Origin of the sequence: Kineothrix sp. IPX-CK, assembly GCF_039134705.1 — a bacterium.
GTDB lineage: Bacteria > Bacillota > Clostridia > Lachnospirales > Lachnospiraceae > Kineothrix > Kineothrix sedimenti.
In genome coordinates this window covers 2,348,162-2,363,850 of sequence record NZ_CP146256.1, presented here as the reverse complement: position 1 = coordinate 2,363,850, position 15,689 = coordinate 2,348,162, and the positions used below count along the sequence as shown (strand labels likewise).

Genomic DNA, 15,689 nt, shown 5'->3' with positions numbered 1-15,689 from the left:
CTAACCACTTACACTATTATAACAACTACTTTAAAAAATTACAAGATGGTACGAAATATTTTTACAGAAAATAATTCTCAATATCTATAAGCTACATTTGGTTCAACAGACCGGAAATGCCCTGCTCTTTAAAAATTTCCTTATAATAGCCGATTTCATCCCGAATCAATCCATCGATTACGCTCATTCCAAGCAGCTCCACCGGAGCCTTATCGTCGGTCAGAAGATATTCTCCCTTTTCATAAGCCGTAAGTCCTGCGTCTACAATCCTTATCATAGCCGCCAGCTCTTCGTTGTTAATTTCAGCGACATAGTCTTTATTATGTTCAGAATTTACATCGGCACTCATTTTCAAATACTCCGCCGCATCCTCATTTAATGTGGCAAAAAGCTCTCTGTTAGTAGCACCCTTAACATTTACCGTGAATACATGGGGGAAGACGTTCGCGATAGTATCCGAAAGATAATCATTAATATTACCTTTTTCTTCAGAATGCATATTCATATTTACCACCATCACTCCGTTATCCTTTAAATGCTCCTTTACCATAGTAAAAAACTCTATGGAAGACATCTGGAAGGGAATCGTAATATCCTGATAGGCGTCTACCATGATGACATCATATTTATCGTCTATTGCTTGAAGGTAAGCGCGGCCGTCGTAAGTCGTCACGTTGACCGCATCGGGCAATTCAAAATATTCTCTCGCCAAATCCGTAATCTTTTGGTCGATTTCCACACCTTCCACGTTTATGTTATCAAAATACTTCATACACTGTTTGGCATATGTTCCCGTACCCATCCCAAGAATAAGTATATCCCCTTCTCCGCGCTCGGCAATGCCTGCCATGACGGGTGCGGCAAGAGCATAATCGTAATACATCCCGGTGAGGGAGTCGTCTTTTTTCATGATCGACTGCACCCCGAATAATACGTTCGTGGAAAGGATAACACTGTCATCGGTTTCCTTCACCTGCAAATAGTTGTAAATGGATTCCCCCTCGTAAACCAGATTCTTTTCCCAAAAGGCGAAACTGTCCGAGTTCCCGAAGATGCCGCATAGTACAAAAAGCACAGTTGCTGCAGCACAGGCCTTCCCTTTTTTCTTCTTGCTAAAGAAATATACCAGTCCGAGAACAAGCAGGATACCCGAGAAAATCAAAAAGGTAATGGAGGTTCCAACCGCCGGAATGGTGACAAAGGTTGGCATGAAGGTTCCGATAATACTTCCGATAGTGTTGAAGGCGCCTAAGGTTCCTACAGTCTTGCCGCTGTCATCCAAGCTCTCCACCGTATATTTCACTAGTGACGGCGTTACCGTTCCGAGTAAAAAAAGCGGAAAAACGAATATGACCATACAGGCAATGAAGCCCGCCAGAATCAAAAAGTTATTATTGACCGTAAATACCAGCACCGCAGATATTCCCAGTATAATATATTTGCCAACAAGAGGAATCGCTGCAATCCAAATAGCGGCAATAATTAATCTCATATACAGCTTGTCCGGATCCGGATTCCTATCTGCACTCCGGCCTCCCCATATATTTCCTAAAGCCATGGCGATCATAATAGTGCCTATGATAATTGTCCATACGATCTGGGAAGAACTGAAATAAGGCGCTAACAGCCTGCTGGCGCCCAGCTCTACTGCCATTACTGCCGTTCCCGCAAAGAATTCCGTCATATAAAGATAATACTTGTTTTTCAAAATGTTTCTTGTTCCCATGCTGTCTCCTGCTTCTTCTTTTTCCCCTTTATTTCTTTTGTCTGCGCCTTAATTTATGATGCATTATCTTATCTTCCGGGACAATTCAATTAATCATATCACGTATGTCCCTATAGAGCAAACATTAATAATTCACCGTTATATTATGGGTCAGCAGTACTTTCCCGCCTGAAAGCTCTTCCGCCTGGACATCCACTTGGCAGGAGGACGCATTCAGCTCCGATAGAACTTGGTTCATATAAGCATCGGCATATACCCCGCTGTTATAAGCGTCATAGCATTGCTGCCATAAATCGGCGCTGTCCACTACGTTCTGGAACTGAACGGAACCGCCGCTTTGCATAATATTGTTATAGCAGTTCTGATAATAATCCTCCAGACCGGTAAGCACTGCATCTGAGGAAAATCCGATATCATCCAGACTCCTCCTGCTGTCCGATGCGCTCTGCGCTTCGTTTTCCTGCGCTTGGTACTTTTGTCCGTTACAAGCGGGCAAATACACTGATAAGTCCTCCCTGACGTGAGTGACAGCAAAATATCCGTCTGTTTTATTGAAATAATCATAAGTATTAGGATCCGTATCGTTCCAGGTGGAATCCACGTTATAGAACTCCCCATCCAGCTTGATGATATTCCAAGCGTGATTTTGGCCGGCATAGCCCGTACAATAATAACAAGGTACCCCAAGCTGCTCCATTAAATACTGAAAAGCCCGTGCATAACCCGCACATACCGTTTGTTCGTTTACTAATGCACTGTAGGCTGTCTGATTAAGAGGCGCGGCCATATTATACTGAATCCTGTCCAGTAAGGCATCGTGAACATATACCTCTTTTTCATAGTCGCTCCCCATATTTCGTGCACCGCTTAAAATTTCCTCGGCAGCTTCTTCGAACTCGGCTTTAGATGCCGATAGGTTATCTGCGGTCTGGTTAAACTGCAGAACGATTTGCATACAGATGCCTCCTGCCGAAAACCTGCCCCGGTACGCAGAGTCCATCCAGAAAATTTCAGGATGGTCATTGAACACTGCCATAAAAACGTTCCTAAGCTGTTGTATCCCTACCTTCTCTACCGGAGTGAATATTCCGTTTAAAGCCATTGCGTTGGCATATATCTGACGGTAGAGCTTTTGCAGCGGCGCGTCCAGCATACCATAATAAGGATAAAGTTCCGTATTGAAGGTCAGGCCGTCGCCGGTTTCACCATAAGCAAGCTGGTTCTCTAAATCCTGCGCTTCGTTATCATCAACCTGCTCGTTTGTATCCTGAACGGGAACATATCCGCTTTTATCAGCAACCTCTTCCGGAACTTCTACTACAGATTTTTCCGGAGGAATGTAGGAGCCGTCTTCCGGCAAATCATCTTTTCCGATTTCCGAAATATCACTTAGTAGTTCATCAGAAGTATAAGCATGCGTATCTCCCGCAGCATCCGATACCGACAGTTCCTTAGGGACTTCTATTTCCTCCTGGAGGGTTTCCTGAGGTAAAATGTCATGAGAATACAAAAAATCCGAGAGCCTATCCGAAAAATCCGGATTAAACGCACTTATAATTATGATTAAGTTTAAAAGAGAAAGTATTCCTAGAAATAAATATAGCAGTTTTTTTACATATTTCATCCTTTTTCTCCGCAACCTTTTTGCTTCAGGCATTGTATTTCTTCCGTTGTCAATTCCCGATATTCTCCCGGCCTTAATCCTTCGTCTAACCTCAGGCTTCCCATAACGACCCTCTTTAAATACAAGACGTTGTTGCCCACCGCATTCAGCATACGCTTTACCTGATGGAATTTTCCTTCTGTAATCGTCAGATGAATACATTGATCAGGCAAAATCTCCACCCGGGCGGGAAGCGTATATTTCTCTTCTCCGATGTCCACCCCCTGTTCCAGCAGACGTACGTCCTCCTCCGTAAGGGCTCGCTCCAACCTTGCAAAGTAAACCTTTTTCACATGTTTTTTAGGAGAAAGCAGATCGTGAGCCAGCGCCCCGTCATTGGTCATGAGCAAAAGACCTTCCGTATCCTTGTCCAGCCGTCCTACCGGAAATAAATCCATATAGCCGGTATCCTTCAAAAGTTCCGTTACCGTGACGTTTAAGTTATCTTTAGTGGCGGATACTATGTCCTGCGGCTTATTCAGCATATAATATACATACCTTCTGTAGCGGCAGGATGCTCCCTTAAAAGCAACCTCATCTTTATTCTCATCCACCTTCGTTTCGGGTTTGGTTATGATCTCGCCGTTTACCGTCACTAAGCCCTGCTTTAAATAAAGCTTCACCTGACTTCGGCTGCCGATATTCATTTCGCACAAAAATTTATCCAAACGCAACATTCCCTCAGCCTTTCTTCCATTCTTATTTCCTGTACCCGCACATATAACTGTAATATACTTCATTTTCGATCTGCGGTGATATTTTTGAAGAAAAATCTAAAAACTTTTTTGCTCACAGTTTTTTTCTTTTTTTTAACGCTATTACTTTTGACTTTTCCTGCGGAAAGTCTTTCCTACTCCTTTATCGGCTTGCAGCTATGGTTCAACAGAATGATACCTACACTCCTGCCGTTTATGATTTTGACAGGAATTATGATCCGCTTGAATCTGACGGAAAGTTTCGTGCGTGTGTTAACCCCTATTCTTAAGCCATTGCTGTCCATCAGCCCTAACGGTATTTATACGCTGGTCATCGGCTTCTTATGTGGCTTTCCCATGGGAGCGAAGGTTATCGCTGATTTGCTTTCCAGAGGTAAGCTGTCGCAAGAAGAAGCCCAGTTTCTGCTGGCTTTTTGCAACAATATCGGCCCCATCTATTTTATGAGCTTCGTACTTCCTGTTCTCGGCCTGCAAAAAAGGGTTCCCTATGTACTTGGGATGTATGGACTTCCTTTTTTATATGGTATCCTGTTAAGGTATACCCTCTATAAAAACATGAATCCTGTAGGGAAGCGGGCACCGATGATGCTGTCCGCTGCTGAAACAAAGCAAACGGACACTCTTTTGGACGCGCTGGACGATTCCATCATGTCCGGCCTGTACGGCATCTCAAAGCTGGGAGGATATATGGTCCTGTTCAACCTGTTAAATCTAATTCCACAGTTTTTTCTGTATAACAAATACTTGTTCGGTATACATCTCTGTGCACTTATAAACTGTCTGCTGGAAATCACAAGTGGAATAAGCCGTATGGGAAGTTCTGCGCCTCTGGTCATCCTGCTCATTCTGCCCTTCGGAGGCTTTTCCTGCATCGCCCAGACTTACAGCATGATTAAGGATACTGGGCTGTCTTTAAAAAGCTATATTTTGCATAAGCTGGCGCTGAGTGCTATTACAGCGGTGTACTACGGAATGTGGTTTTTATTTTCTCCGTCTTCTTTTCTTCTTTGAGCGTGCGGAAATCAAAATCATGGCAAAGGAAAAGAGCACGAATAAAATGGCAATACAGATCAAGATCACTTGAAGGAAATAGATTACTGTTATTTCTTTTTCTTCCTTCGGAGCCTTTTCCTTCAAGTTGTTATCCTGCTGTTCTTCCGGCGCTTCTATAGAGCCGAGCTCCTCTTCGCCTGCGGATGAGCCTGCATTCATATTGCTCGCCTCTACGGCTTCTTCCGTTTCAGGTTCGCCATAAATTAAGGAAGAAAGGTGTATATGGTTGCTCTCGGTGAACTTGTCGAAGCCATTATACGCATTCACCACGATTTCAGGAAGCGTGCCGGAAGGCACGTTCATAGTAAAGCTTATGGTATCCTCTCCCTCTTCCCACTTCTGCAAATCGGAAAAGGTCAATCCTCCGTCATAGCTATAGGAATAATAGAGCATATAGCTGTCATAATCTTGTGCCGAGAGGCTTACGGTAACGTCACCGTTCTCCTCGTTCACATCCTTCACATCGATGATGCAGATATCCGGTTTTGTATCGTCCGGCTTTACGGGAGAGGCAGGAACGGGTATCTCTACATTTTGATAACTGCTGTAGTCTACGCCAAGGATATCCGATTTCAGTCCATAATATCTAGCTACTGCAGTAGCGTCTAAAATACCGAACTTCTCCAGCTTCTCCTGAGAGTTATAAAATTCTTTATCGTTTTCCTGATCCAGATGGCAGTGTTCAATGAGCGCCGCCGGAAGGTCATTTTCCGTAGCGTGGCGAAGAATCCCATAATAATCCGAACCTTCGTCGTTTAATTTCGTCTTAATTCCTCTGGAATAAAGTCCCAGTTCCGTCAACATATCCATTTCTGCACTGGCGAATGTATAGCCCTTTTGATATTCATTATCGAATGCGGAAATCCACACCTCCGCTCCGAACAGATCGTGTTTCACAGACATATTGAAATGCAGGCAGAATAAAAAATCTGCATTCACGGACTTGGCAAAGTCTACCCTCTCTTCGAGGGTCATATCTTTATCCCCTTCTCTCGTCAGATAAACAGTGATTCCTTCATATTTTTCAAGCTCTGCCTTCATGGACTTCGCCACCGTCATGGTCATATACTTTTCTGTATACGCCTCGTATTCTGCTCCCAGATTCTCTCCGCCGTGCCCTGGATCCAGCACTACTACAATAGGAGGCGCCTCCTCCTGCGCGATCTCAGCCGATTGTGCAGTTTCCGTATCCTGCTGGCCCAGCTGTGCGCCGTGGACATTCAGGCTTCCGCCAAAGAACATCAAAATTCCCGCTAAAACATATACCGCTGTCTTTCTCATAACCCTCCTCGTTTCTTACCGTTTCCTCCATATATAAAACCGGCTCCGTCAAAGGCGAAGCCGGTTCAAATAGATCGTTGTTTTCACTTCAGCAAATCGAGATTCAGAGATTCCGCTTCGGCATCTCCTACACCTTCCTTCAATAAATCATCCTCTTCCTGAGGATTTAACTCCGCTCTGTTCGCCCTCACGATTTCAGCATAACTGTTTAGGTTATTGACAAAACTCTCATAATGTGCGGTAGTCATGTTGGCTGTCTGTGCGATTAAGTTCTCAAGATTCGCTAACATCTCATCCGCATACTGCATTACCGCGGACCGAATGTTGTTGGCTTCTATTGTAGCATTGTCCAAAATCTCCTGCGCCTGATGTGACGCCAGCGTAACCACCTCATTAGCCTGCGCATATGCCTGCTGCATAATTTCGTGCTCATTAATAAGTTCGTTAGTATGCATTGTGGCTTCGTTAATCAGGGCCTCCGCTTTGGAACGTGCATCGTTCAAAATGGCTTCCTTGTTGCTTATGATTTTCTGATAGCGCTTGATTTCATCGGGAGTTTTCATGCGAAGCTCTCTGAGCAATTCGTCAATTTCCTCTTTGTTTACAATTATTTTCGTATTGGATAAAGGTTGATATTTACAACTGTCAATATATTCCTCTATCTCGTCTATCAATTGTTCGATTCTACTGCTCATATACAAATCTCCTATTGCGGTCAGCCGCGCATGACAATTTTATTCTCTTATAAATCCATATTTTGCATAGACAAGCTTAGCGATGAATTCCGGCACACACATGGATATATCTCCGTTGAAGCTGGCAATTTCCTTTACACTGCTGGAGCTTAAGTAAGCATATTCCAGACTGGTGGTCAAAAACATTGTATCCAACTGGCCCCCTGAAAGTTTATGGTTCGTCTGGGCAATCTGTAACTCATATTCAAAATCGGTGATGGCACGAAGTCCTCTTACCGCTACATGTACACCTTTTTTCTTCGCATAATCGATCAGCAAACCACTAAAAGAATCTATCTTTATATTAGGGATGTCCTTCGTCGCTTCCTGTAATATCTTAACACGTTCTTCCACAGAAAACAACGGAGTCTTTAAGTGATTATCCAACACACTTACCGTTAATTCGTCAAAAATATTCGCCGTACGCTTTATTACATCCAGATGTCCGAAGGTCACCGGGTCAAAGCTTCCCGGATATATCGCAGATTTCATTTATTTGTCCCTTCTTTTATTATAAATACGTGTTTATTCGTTTTATAATTTTTCGTTTTCCAAATCTTTAATCCAAAATCTTCCAAACTGTTCAAATATGAAAAATCTGTTTCCAACGTTGCTTCCACAACGATCAAAGTGTTTTCCGTCACATAAGGCTTGTCCGACAGTGCCAGCAACACTTCCTTCTCTGCGCCGGAGGCATAAGGCGGATCCATGAAAATAATGTCCGCTTCTTTTTCAGAAAACATGGACAGGGCAGTCAGAACATCCTGCTTTAAAAGCACCGCCTTATCCTCAAAACCGGTAAAACTTACGTTATGAGTAATACAGGAAAAAGCATCCTTTCCGCTTTCCACAAAATAAGCTTTTTGGGCTCCGCGGCTTAAAGCCTCTATCCCGATTCCACCGCTTCCGCTGAACAGATCGATAAAAATGCTGTCCGCTACATATGGTTGTAACATATTAAATAAGGTCTCTTTTATTCTGTCGGTAGTCGGTCTTGTATTCAGCCCATCGACAGTCTTCAATCTCAGGCTTCTCGCCGTTCCTGCTATTACTCTCATATATACCTCCATATTAATCGTTTCAAGGCTTGCGGTCAATCTTTTTGCGAAATATTATATACGAATTTTAATGCCCTTCGTATCTCTCTTTCCCATCTTCAGCTTGTTCAGCTCCACCTTTTTATTCTTGTATTCTACCGAGTTTTCTCCGGTTCCCAGCGTATAATAAACTGCTTCCACGCTGTCTTCCTCGCCGAGCTTCATTCCGCGTACTCCTACCGCGCCTTTCTTCTTTTCAGGAATCTCTTCCACCGGAAAGCGGAGAAAAAATCCGGCTGTGGTCTGAAGAACGATGCTTTTCTGTCCGTCAAAAATCTCCACACTCACTACCTCGTCTCCGTCCAGAAGCTTGGTCGCCGCCACTGTGCGCTTCGTGACATCAAATTCTCCTCCGTCTACGACTTTTAACATAGACAGTTTGGTGGAAAAGATAATCCGGTAGAGATTAAGCTGGGACTGACTGGTAACTAATATGATTTCTTCCTTTCCCGAATTGTAGTTGCTCACATTGTCCACCGGAACGCCCTTGTCCCTGAATTTTCCAAACGGAAGATCCATTACCTTGATCGTATGTAGCTGTCCTTTATTTGTGAAAAGGCAGATGCGCCCCACGTTTTTGCAGGGGAATACAAATCGGTTTTCCGCATCCGCTGCCTCCTTGTTTCTTTCGTAGGTAGGAATATCTATTGTTTTTAAATAGCCGAAGCGGTCCATTAGGCACATAACTTCCATCTCTTCCAGCTTCTTGTCTTCGTATACCGCTTCTGTACCGTTTTCGACCACGGTCCTTCTGGGACGTCCATATTCCTTCTTGATGGAATCCAGCTCGTTCATGATAACCTGCGCCATGGAATCCCTGCGGTCGAGAATATCTTCGTACCGGTAAATATTTGCCATGGTTTCCTCGTGCTGGCTGATTAACGCCTCTATTTCCAGACCGATCAACCGATAGAGACGCATATCCAGAATAGCGTCCGCCTGCTTTTCGGAGAACATGAGCTGTGCCGCCATGATTTTGGATTCCTTAGACCGGAACTTGATTCCGTCCACCACACCATCTATCAGGCAGGCCTTTGCCATGGCCCGGTCCTTGCTCCCGCGCAATATCTCTATGATCAAATCGATAACGTTGCACGCCTTGATAAGTCCTTCTTGTATTTCTTTACGTTCCAGTTCCTTTTGAAGGAGGGTCTCATACTTCCTTTTTGCAACTTCGAACTGAAAATCGACGCTCGCTTTAATAATTTGCTTTAATCCCAAAATCTCAGGTCTGCCGTCTGCAATAGCAAGCATATTGACCCCGAAGGTGTCTTCCAGTCTCGTCTTCTTATAGAGCATATTCGTAAAATTCTCTACATCGGCATCCTTCCTAAGCTCAATGACTATGCGGATGCCTTCCTTGGAAGACTGGTTGGAAATATCCACGATATCCTGGGTCTTCTTCGTCTCCGCGAGGCTTGCCACGTCGGAAAGGAACTTGGAAATGCCCTGACCTATCATCGGATAGGGGATTTGCGTAATGACCAGATTGGTCTTGCCTCCCTTGCCCTTTTCGATCTCGACCTTTCCGCGGACCTTGATCTTGCCGGCTCCGGTCTCATAGATTTCCAGAAGTTCATCCTTATTGATCACGATGCCTCCCGTAGGGAAATCGGGGCCCTTCATGTATTTTATCAACTCTCTTACGGTGATGTTCTCATCCTTCATATAGGCTCTGGTGGCATCGATGACCTCGGAAAGATTGTGAGGCGGAATGCTTGTCGCCATACCTACAGCAATACCTTCTGAGCCGTTCACTAAAAGGTTGGGAATCTTAACCGGCAGCACGGAAGGCTCCTTTTCCGTTTCATCGAAGTTCGGAATGAAGTCCACCACACCCTTGTCGAGATCGGCAAGAAATGCCTCCTGTGTTATCTTCTGAAGCCTCGCCTCCGTATACCTCATGGCCGCGGCTCCGTCTCCTTCGATATTGCCGAAATTACCGTGTCCGTCCACTAAAGGTAATCCCTTCTTAAAGTCCTGCGTCATGACAACGAGGGCCTCATAAATGGAACTGTCCCCGTGGGGATGGTACTTACCCATGGTATCGCCCACGATACGGGCGCTCTTGCGATAGGGCCTGTCGTATTTCATTCCAAGCTCATGCATATCGAACAATGTCCTTCTCTGCACCGGCTTAAGCCCGTCCCTTACATCGGGAAGCGCTCTGGCAATGATAACGCTCATTGCGTAATCGATATATGATTTTTGCATAACCTCCGAATACTCGGTCTTAATAATTCTGCTGTCGTCCATGTTCTACCCCTCTGATTCCTTCTTACACATCCAGCTCTGCATCGGCTGCATGCTCGTAAATAAATGCTTTTCTGGGAGGAACCTCCGTTCCCATCAGCATTTCCGTCACCTCAGAAGCCATTCTCGCATCCTCGATTTCCACCAGCTTCAAAAGTCTGGTCTCGGGATCAAGGGTCGTCTCCCAAAGCTGATCGGCATCCATTTCACCGAGTCCCTTATACCTTTGCAGAGTAAATGGGCCCTTGTGATGCTTCCTGTATTTTTCCAGTGCCTTGTCGTCGTAGAGGTATTCCTCTTTCCCCTTAGCGGGCATGGCTTTATATAAGGGCGGCATAGCGAGATATACGTGCCCTTCAAAGATGAGCTCCGGCATGAATCGGTAAAACAACGTCAATAAAAGAGTGGAGATATGGGCTCCGTCTACGTCGGCATCGGCCATAATGATAATCTTATCGTACCGCAGCTTGGAAATATCGAAATCATTGCCGTAGCCCTCGGAAAAACCGCATCCGAAGGCGTTTATCATCGTCTTAATTTCCGCATTTGCAAGTATTTTGTCAATACTGGCCTTTTCTACGTTAAGAATCTTGCCTCGAATGGGCAAAATCGCCTGAAATGCACGATTTCTTGCAGTTTTAGCACTTCCTCCCGCAGAATCTCCCTCAACTATAAATATCTCGCAGCGGGAAGCGTCTCTGGATTCGCAGTTGGCAAGCTTTCCGTTGGAATCGAAGGAAAATTTCTGTTTGGTGAGCATATTCGTCTTCGCTTTCTCCTCCGACTTTCGGATTTTGGCCGCTTTCTCCGCGCATCCGATAATACTCTTCAAGGTCTCCAGATTGCGGTCGAAGTAATGGACAATCTCATCCCCTGTCACCTTGCTCACCACCTTGGCAGCATCCTGATTGTCCAGCTTCGTTTTCGTCTGTCCTTCGAATCTGGGATCCGGGTGTTTAATGGATACTACCGCCGTCATTCCGTTTCGCACATCGGCTCCGGTGAAGTTTACATCTTTTTCCTTCAGTATATTAAGCTCTCTAGCATAATTATTAATCGCGTTAGTGAACATGGTTTTAAAGCCGGTCAGATGAGTGCCGCCTTCCGCATTGTATATATTATTGCAAAAACCAAGTACATTTTCGTGAAATTCATTCACATACTGAAAGGCCACCTCGACGGATATGCCCTCACTTTCTCCGCTGAAGTAAATGACGTCGTGTATACTCTCCTTCGTCTTATTCATATCGCGGATGAAGCCCACAATGCCTTCGGGCTCGTGATATTCGATATATTCGGCTTCAGCCTTTCTTTTATCCTCATATATAATCGTAAGGGCCGGATTCAAATACGCCGTCTCATGAAGGCGGCTTTTCACTTCATCCTCCTTAAAACGCGTCTTATCGAAAATCGTGTCATCCGGAAGGAAGTTCACCCTTGTTCCCGTCGCCTTGGATTTACCGATAACAGGAAGCAGCCCGTTTTGCAGCTCGATGACCGGATTGCCTCTTTCATATTTATCCTCATAAATAAATCCGCCGTTTTTTACCTGAACCGTCAGATATGCAGACAAAGCGTTTACGACAGAAGAACCCACTCCGTGAAGCCCTCCGCTGGTCTTATAAGCGGAATCGTCGAATTTACCGCCTGCATGCAGAGTGGTAAAGACAAGGCGCTCCGCACTCACTCCCTTTTCGTGCATGCCTACCGGAATACCTCGTCCGTTATCGTCTACGGTAGCAGAACCATCCTCCTCCAGTGTTACCCTTATTGTATCGCAATAGCCGGCAAGATGCTCGTCCACCGCATTGTCCACAATTTCATATATCAGATGATTCAAGCCTTTGGTTGAAACGCTTCCTATGTACATTCCCGGCCTTTTTCTGACCGCTTCCAATCCTTCCAAAACTGTGATGCTCGAAGCGTCGTAGGTACCCTCTCTAGCCATTTACTACACCCTCTCTCATAATTGTATATAAAAACACACAATGTAGTATACCATATACTTTGTACATTGAAAAGTGAAAAAATACTGTATATAGTGTATTATATTAAAAATGCGGCTGCCCGGACAAATACCGGACACGCCGCTTACAAAGCCGTATATTATTTATTTTTCTTACAGCAGGCGACAGCCAAAGCACCCGGCCCGATATGGCAAGCTACGCTAAGAGACAGAGGCGCCACATGTACATCAAAATCCGGAAACGTTTTAAACAGTTCCTCTTTAAATGTAAGTGCTGCTTCATCGTTGTAGGTATAAGCAATCTGAAGCCATATATTATCTCTGTCAGCACCGCCCAAACGGTTGTTCATATCGTTTCTGATCGCCGTAGTCATAACAGATTTGCCCTGTGCGGTAGTTCTCGCTTTCGCAAAGGCATCCAACTTCTCGCCCTGAATCTGAAGCACCGGCTTCAACTTGAGCAGAGTGCCGAGAGCCGCAGCAGCCGGGGTGATCCTTCCGCCCTTTTTCAGATAATACAAGGTGTCCAGCATAATATAAATACTGGAATTATATTTGTCGGCCTCGAGAAAATCTTTGATTTCCTGCCCGCTCTTTCCTTCTTCCGCCAGATTCTTAGCATCTATTGCCGACTGCCTCTGGGTAACCGAAATCCTTTGATTATTGACAACGTGCACCCTCCCATCGTATTCCCTCGCAAGCATCAGTGCGCTCTGACAGGATCCGGAAAGGCCGCTGGACATAGGTATATGCACGACCTCATCGAAATCTTTCAGTAAATTGTTCCATAGATTCATAACAGCCTCCGGGGAAGGCTGGCTGGTGACTACGCTGTCTCCCGCCGCAAGCCTTTCATAGAACTGTCCCTGAGACAAATCGATATCTTCAAAATAAGTCACATCATTAATCATAAAAGGCATAGGCAATACATATATTCCCAGTTCCTTAGCCTGTGCCTGTGTAATTCCGCTGTTACTGTCCGTTACAATTGCAATATTTGCCAATTTCATTTCCGGTATCCTCATGCATAAGATTCATGCAGTGAACACCTCTCCTTCCGCCCTTATGTTTTCTTATTATATATTACTGTCAGATTGTCCTAAAGTCAACTGAATTTAACGCTTCATACATATACCGCTTAAGCGGCAGATGCTTGTCCATCGCCAGCTCTTCATCCTCCAGAAGCAAGGAATCTACGCTTTCCTTCGCCCTTTTTAGGACATCGGTATCCTGATATACGTCTCCTATTTTAAAATCCATGATCCCGCTTTGCCTGATACCGAACAGATCGCCCGGCCCCCTAAGCTTCAGGTCTTCTCCCGCAATAAAAAAGCCGTCGTTAGAATGATTCAGTATATCCAGGCGCTCCATCGTCTGTTTTTTATCGGAACCGCTTACGAAAATACAATAGGACTGATGTTCACCTCTTCCTACTCGTCCGCGAAGCTGGTGAAGCTGAGCCAGCCCGAAACGTTCCGCATTTTCCACCATCATCACTGTCGCATTAGGAACATTGATGCCGACCTCGATAACAGTGGTGGATACCAGTACGTCTATATTGCGCTTCGCAAATTCCTCCATCACCTGATTCTTATCCGCAGGACGCATTTTACCATGAAGGTATGCTGTCTGTATCTTGGAAGAAAGGACGCTTTTCAATTTCTCCGTGTAAGAAATGACATTCTCCGCACCTTCCAGTTCCCCCTCCTCCACCATCGGACAAATCACATAGACCTGACGGCCCGCTTGCACTTCTTTTTCAATAAAGCGGTATGCCTTTTCCCTGTAATCCGTGGGAACCACACAGTTTTTAATGGGAAGCCTGTTAGCAGGAAGCTCGTCCACAATAGAAATATCCAGGTCGCCGTATAAAATAATAGCGAGGGTACGGGGGATTGGCGTTGCACTCATTACGATTACATGTACGTTTTCTCCCTTTCCGGCAAGTGTTTCTCTCTGTCTGACACCGAAGCGATGCTGTTCATCCGTTATCACGAGAGCCAGATTTTTATAGTCCGCCTTTTCCTGAATCAATGCATGGGTACCGATAATGAGATTGGCATGTCCGCATTTTATTTCCTCATAAGCTTCTCTCTTTTCCTTTGCGCTCATAGAACCGGTCAGAAGTACAGGAACAAAAGGCAGCTTATATTTTGCGGTCAATTCTGAGGCTGCTTCGAAATGCTGCCTCGCCAGCACCTCGGTAGGAGCCATCATCGCGCCCTGATAACCGTTGGATACGCACATTAAAAGGGAAAGAAAAGCGAGAATCGTCTTACCCGAACCAACATCGCCCTGAATCAAACGATTCATTACCTTTTCTCCCTGCAAATCCTGCCGAATTTCTTCCCATACCCTTCTCTGAGCACCTGTCAGCGCATAGGGGAGCGCTTCAATGAGCCGCTTTGTCTCTGCTACCTCAAGCATGGGATAGATATTTTGAAGCACCTCGTTGTGCTCTTTACACTTGCGAAGGGCAAGAAGAAACAAGAAGAATTCGTCGAATACAAGCCGTTTCCTCGCTGTGAGCATTTCTTCAAAATCCTTAGGAAAATGAATATCTTCTATGGCATGTTCATAGGAAATGAGCTGTTGTGTCTTTCTTATCTCCTCAGGCAGATAGTCTTCTCCGAAGCGATAATGCGCCAGCGCCTGCTTTACGGCTTTTGTTGCCATATTGTTGGTAAGTCCCGCCGTAAGAGAATATCTGGGCTGCATAACTCCGGTAAGTTTAAAATATTCCTCCGGCTTGTATATTTTCGCCTGTTCCATCACAAGCCGTCCGCCCTTTTTCAAGGGAATCCCTCTAAAAATATAAAATAACCCCTTTTTCAATATGTTTTTCACATAAGGAGTGTTGAAATAGGTCATGAAGATCTGCCCGCTTGCGTCCCTTATCTCAAAATTCAAAATCGTCAGGTTGCGCACCTTTTTTGCGGAGATATTGCCCGCAAGGCATGCCCTTACGGAGCAGACCTCTCCTGCCGGAGCATCGCTTATCATTACCGGTTCCTTAAAAGTCTCATAATCCCTCGGATAATTGTGTAAAAGCCCGCCCACATCGTTAATATTCAGTTTGCCAAAAAGCTTCGCTGTTTTTTCACCGATGCCCTTAATGTCAATAATGTTCGTGCTATCGTTCATAACCATACCATCTGTCTAAAAAAGGACGGCATACGCATCCGTCCTTTACCGTTGTT

12 protein-coding genes are annotated in these 15,689 nt (G+C 44.9%); 1 reads left to right on the top strand and 11 read right to left on the bottom strand.

Going from position 1 to position 15,689, the window contains the following annotated elements:
- Positions 1–91: 91 nt before the first annotated feature.
- From V6984_RS11430 to V6984_RS11420, 3 genes are all read right to left on the bottom strand, one after another.
- Positions 92–1,726 carry a fused MFS/spermidine synthase gene (locus tag V6984_RS11430; RefSeq protein ID WP_342755769.1) on the bottom strand — a complete coding sequence of 545 codons (1,635 nt, stop codon included), beginning with the start codon at positions 1,724–1,726 and terminating at the stop codon, positions 92–94.
- 124 nt (positions 1,727–1,850) lie between these two features.
- Entirely contained in the window at positions 1,851–3,350 is a 1,500-nt protein-coding gene (locus tag V6984_RS11425; RefSeq protein WP_342759915.1) for a transglutaminase domain-containing protein, read from the bottom strand.
- A complete protein-coding gene (locus V6984_RS11420) occupies positions 3,347–4,066 on the bottom strand; it encodes a pseudouridine synthase (RefSeq protein ID WP_342759989.1) in 720 nt (239 codons plus the stop codon). Before V6984_RS11420 ends, V6984_RS11425 begins: the two co-directional genes overlap by 4 nt.
- A gap of 234 nt (positions 4,067–4,300) precedes the next feature.
- Between V6984_RS11420 and V6984_RS11415 the strand changes: the two genes are divergently transcribed.
- Complete coding sequence (locus V6984_RS11415) at positions 4,301–5,116, top strand: hypothetical protein (protein WP_342759914.1); 816 nt, start codon at positions 4,301–4,303, stop codon at positions 5,114–5,116.
- On the opposite strand, the gene V6984_RS11410 is transcribed toward V6984_RS11415, so the two are convergent.
- From V6984_RS11410 to recG, 8 genes are all read right to left on the bottom strand, one after another.
- A complete protein-coding gene (locus tag V6984_RS11410) occupies positions 5,087–6,439 on the bottom strand; it encodes an N-acetylmuramoyl-L-alanine amidase (protein ID WP_342759913.1) in 1,353 nt (450 codons plus the stop codon). The two genes, V6984_RS11415 and V6984_RS11410, sit on opposite strands and share 30 nt — an antisense overlap.
- An 83-nt stretch (positions 6,440–6,522) precedes the next feature.
- Positions 6,523–7,134 carry a vacuolar family H+-ATPase subunit H gene (locus V6984_RS11405; RefSeq protein WP_342759912.1) on the bottom strand — a complete coding sequence of 204 codons (612 nt, stop codon included), beginning with the start codon at positions 7,132–7,134 and terminating at the stop codon, positions 6,523–6,525.
- A 39-nt stretch (positions 7,135–7,173) separates the two neighbouring features.
- Positions 7,174–7,665 (bottom strand): pantetheine-phosphate adenylyltransferase, encoded by a 492-nt coding sequence (gene coaD / locus V6984_RS11400; RefSeq protein WP_342759911.1) that lies wholly within the window; start codon positions 7,663–7,665, stop codon positions 7,174–7,176.
- Entirely contained in the window at positions 7,662–8,231 is a 570-nt protein-coding gene (gene rsmD, locus V6984_RS11395) for a 16S rRNA (guanine(966)-N(2))-methyltransferase RsmD (protein ID WP_342759910.1), read from the bottom strand. Before rsmD ends, coaD begins: the two co-directional genes overlap by 4 nt.
- A gap of 54 nt (positions 8,232–8,285) precedes the next feature.
- Entirely contained in the window at positions 8,286–10,526 is a 2,241-nt protein-coding gene (locus tag V6984_RS11390) for a DNA topoisomerase (ATP-hydrolyzing) (protein ID WP_342759909.1), read from the bottom strand.
- Positions 10,527–10,548: 22 nt separating this feature from the next.
- On the bottom strand, positions 10,549–12,471 hold the full coding sequence (locus V6984_RS11385; RefSeq protein ID WP_342759907.1) for a DNA gyrase subunit B: 1,923 nt from the start codon (positions 12,469–12,471) through the stop codon (positions 10,549–10,551).
- Positions 12,472–12,629: 158 nt separating this feature from the next.
- Positions 12,630–13,499 carry a DegV family protein gene (locus tag V6984_RS11380; RefSeq protein ID WP_342759905.1) on the bottom strand — a complete coding sequence of 290 codons (870 nt, stop codon included), beginning with the start codon at positions 13,497–13,499 and terminating at the stop codon, positions 12,630–12,632.
- 79 nt (positions 13,500–13,578) lie between these two features.
- Positions 13,579–15,633 (bottom strand): ATP-dependent DNA helicase RecG, encoded by a 2,055-nt coding sequence (recG, locus tag V6984_RS11375; RefSeq protein WP_342759904.1) that lies wholly within the window; start codon positions 15,631–15,633, stop codon positions 13,579–13,581.
- Positions 15,634–15,689: the final 56 nt, after the last annotated feature.

Excerpts from the sequence above, each read along its gene's own strand:
- V6984_RS11430 (WP_342755769.1), bottom strand. The coding sequence starts at position 1,726 with ATGGGAACAAGAAACATTTTGAAAAACAAGTATTATCTTTATATGACG.
- V6984_RS11425 (WP_342759915.1), bottom strand. The coding sequence starts at position 3,350 with ATGAAATATGTAAAAAAACTGCTATATTTATTTCTAGGAATACTTTCT.
- V6984_RS11420 (WP_342759989.1), bottom strand. The coding sequence starts at position 4,066 with ATGTTGCGTTTGGATAAATTTTTGTGCGAAATGAATATCGGCAGCCGA.
- V6984_RS11415 (WP_342759914.1), top strand. The coding sequence starts at position 4,301 with ATGATTTTGACAGGAATTATGATCCGCTTGAATCTGACGGAAAGTTTC.
- V6984_RS11410 (WP_342759913.1), bottom strand. The coding sequence starts at position 6,439 with ATGAGAAAGACAGCGGTATATGTTTTAGCGGGAATTTTGATGTTCTTT.
- V6984_RS11405 (WP_342759912.1), bottom strand. The coding sequence starts at position 7,134 with ATGAGCAGTAGAATCGAACAATTGATAGACGAGATAGAGGAATATATT.
- coaD (WP_342759911.1), bottom strand. The coding sequence starts at position 7,665 with ATGAAATCTGCGATATATCCGGGAAGCTTTGACCCGGTGACCTTCGGA.
- rsmD (WP_342759910.1), bottom strand. The coding sequence starts at position 8,231 with ATGAGAGTAATAGCAGGAACGGCGAGAAGCCTGAGATTGAAGACTGTC.
- V6984_RS11390 (WP_342759909.1), bottom strand. The coding sequence starts at position 10,526 with ATGGACGACAGCAGAATTATTAAGACCGAGTATTCGGAGGTTATGCAA.
- V6984_RS11385 (WP_342759907.1), bottom strand. The coding sequence starts at position 12,471 with ATGGCTAGAGAGGGTACCTACGACGCTTCGAGCATCACAGTTTTGGAA.
- V6984_RS11380 (WP_342759905.1), bottom strand. The coding sequence starts at position 13,499 with ATGAAATTGGCAAATATTGCAATTGTAACGGACAGTAACAGCGGAATT.
- recG (WP_342759904.1), bottom strand. The coding sequence starts at position 15,633 with ATGAACGATAGCACGAACATTATTGACATTAAGGGCATCGGTGAAAAA.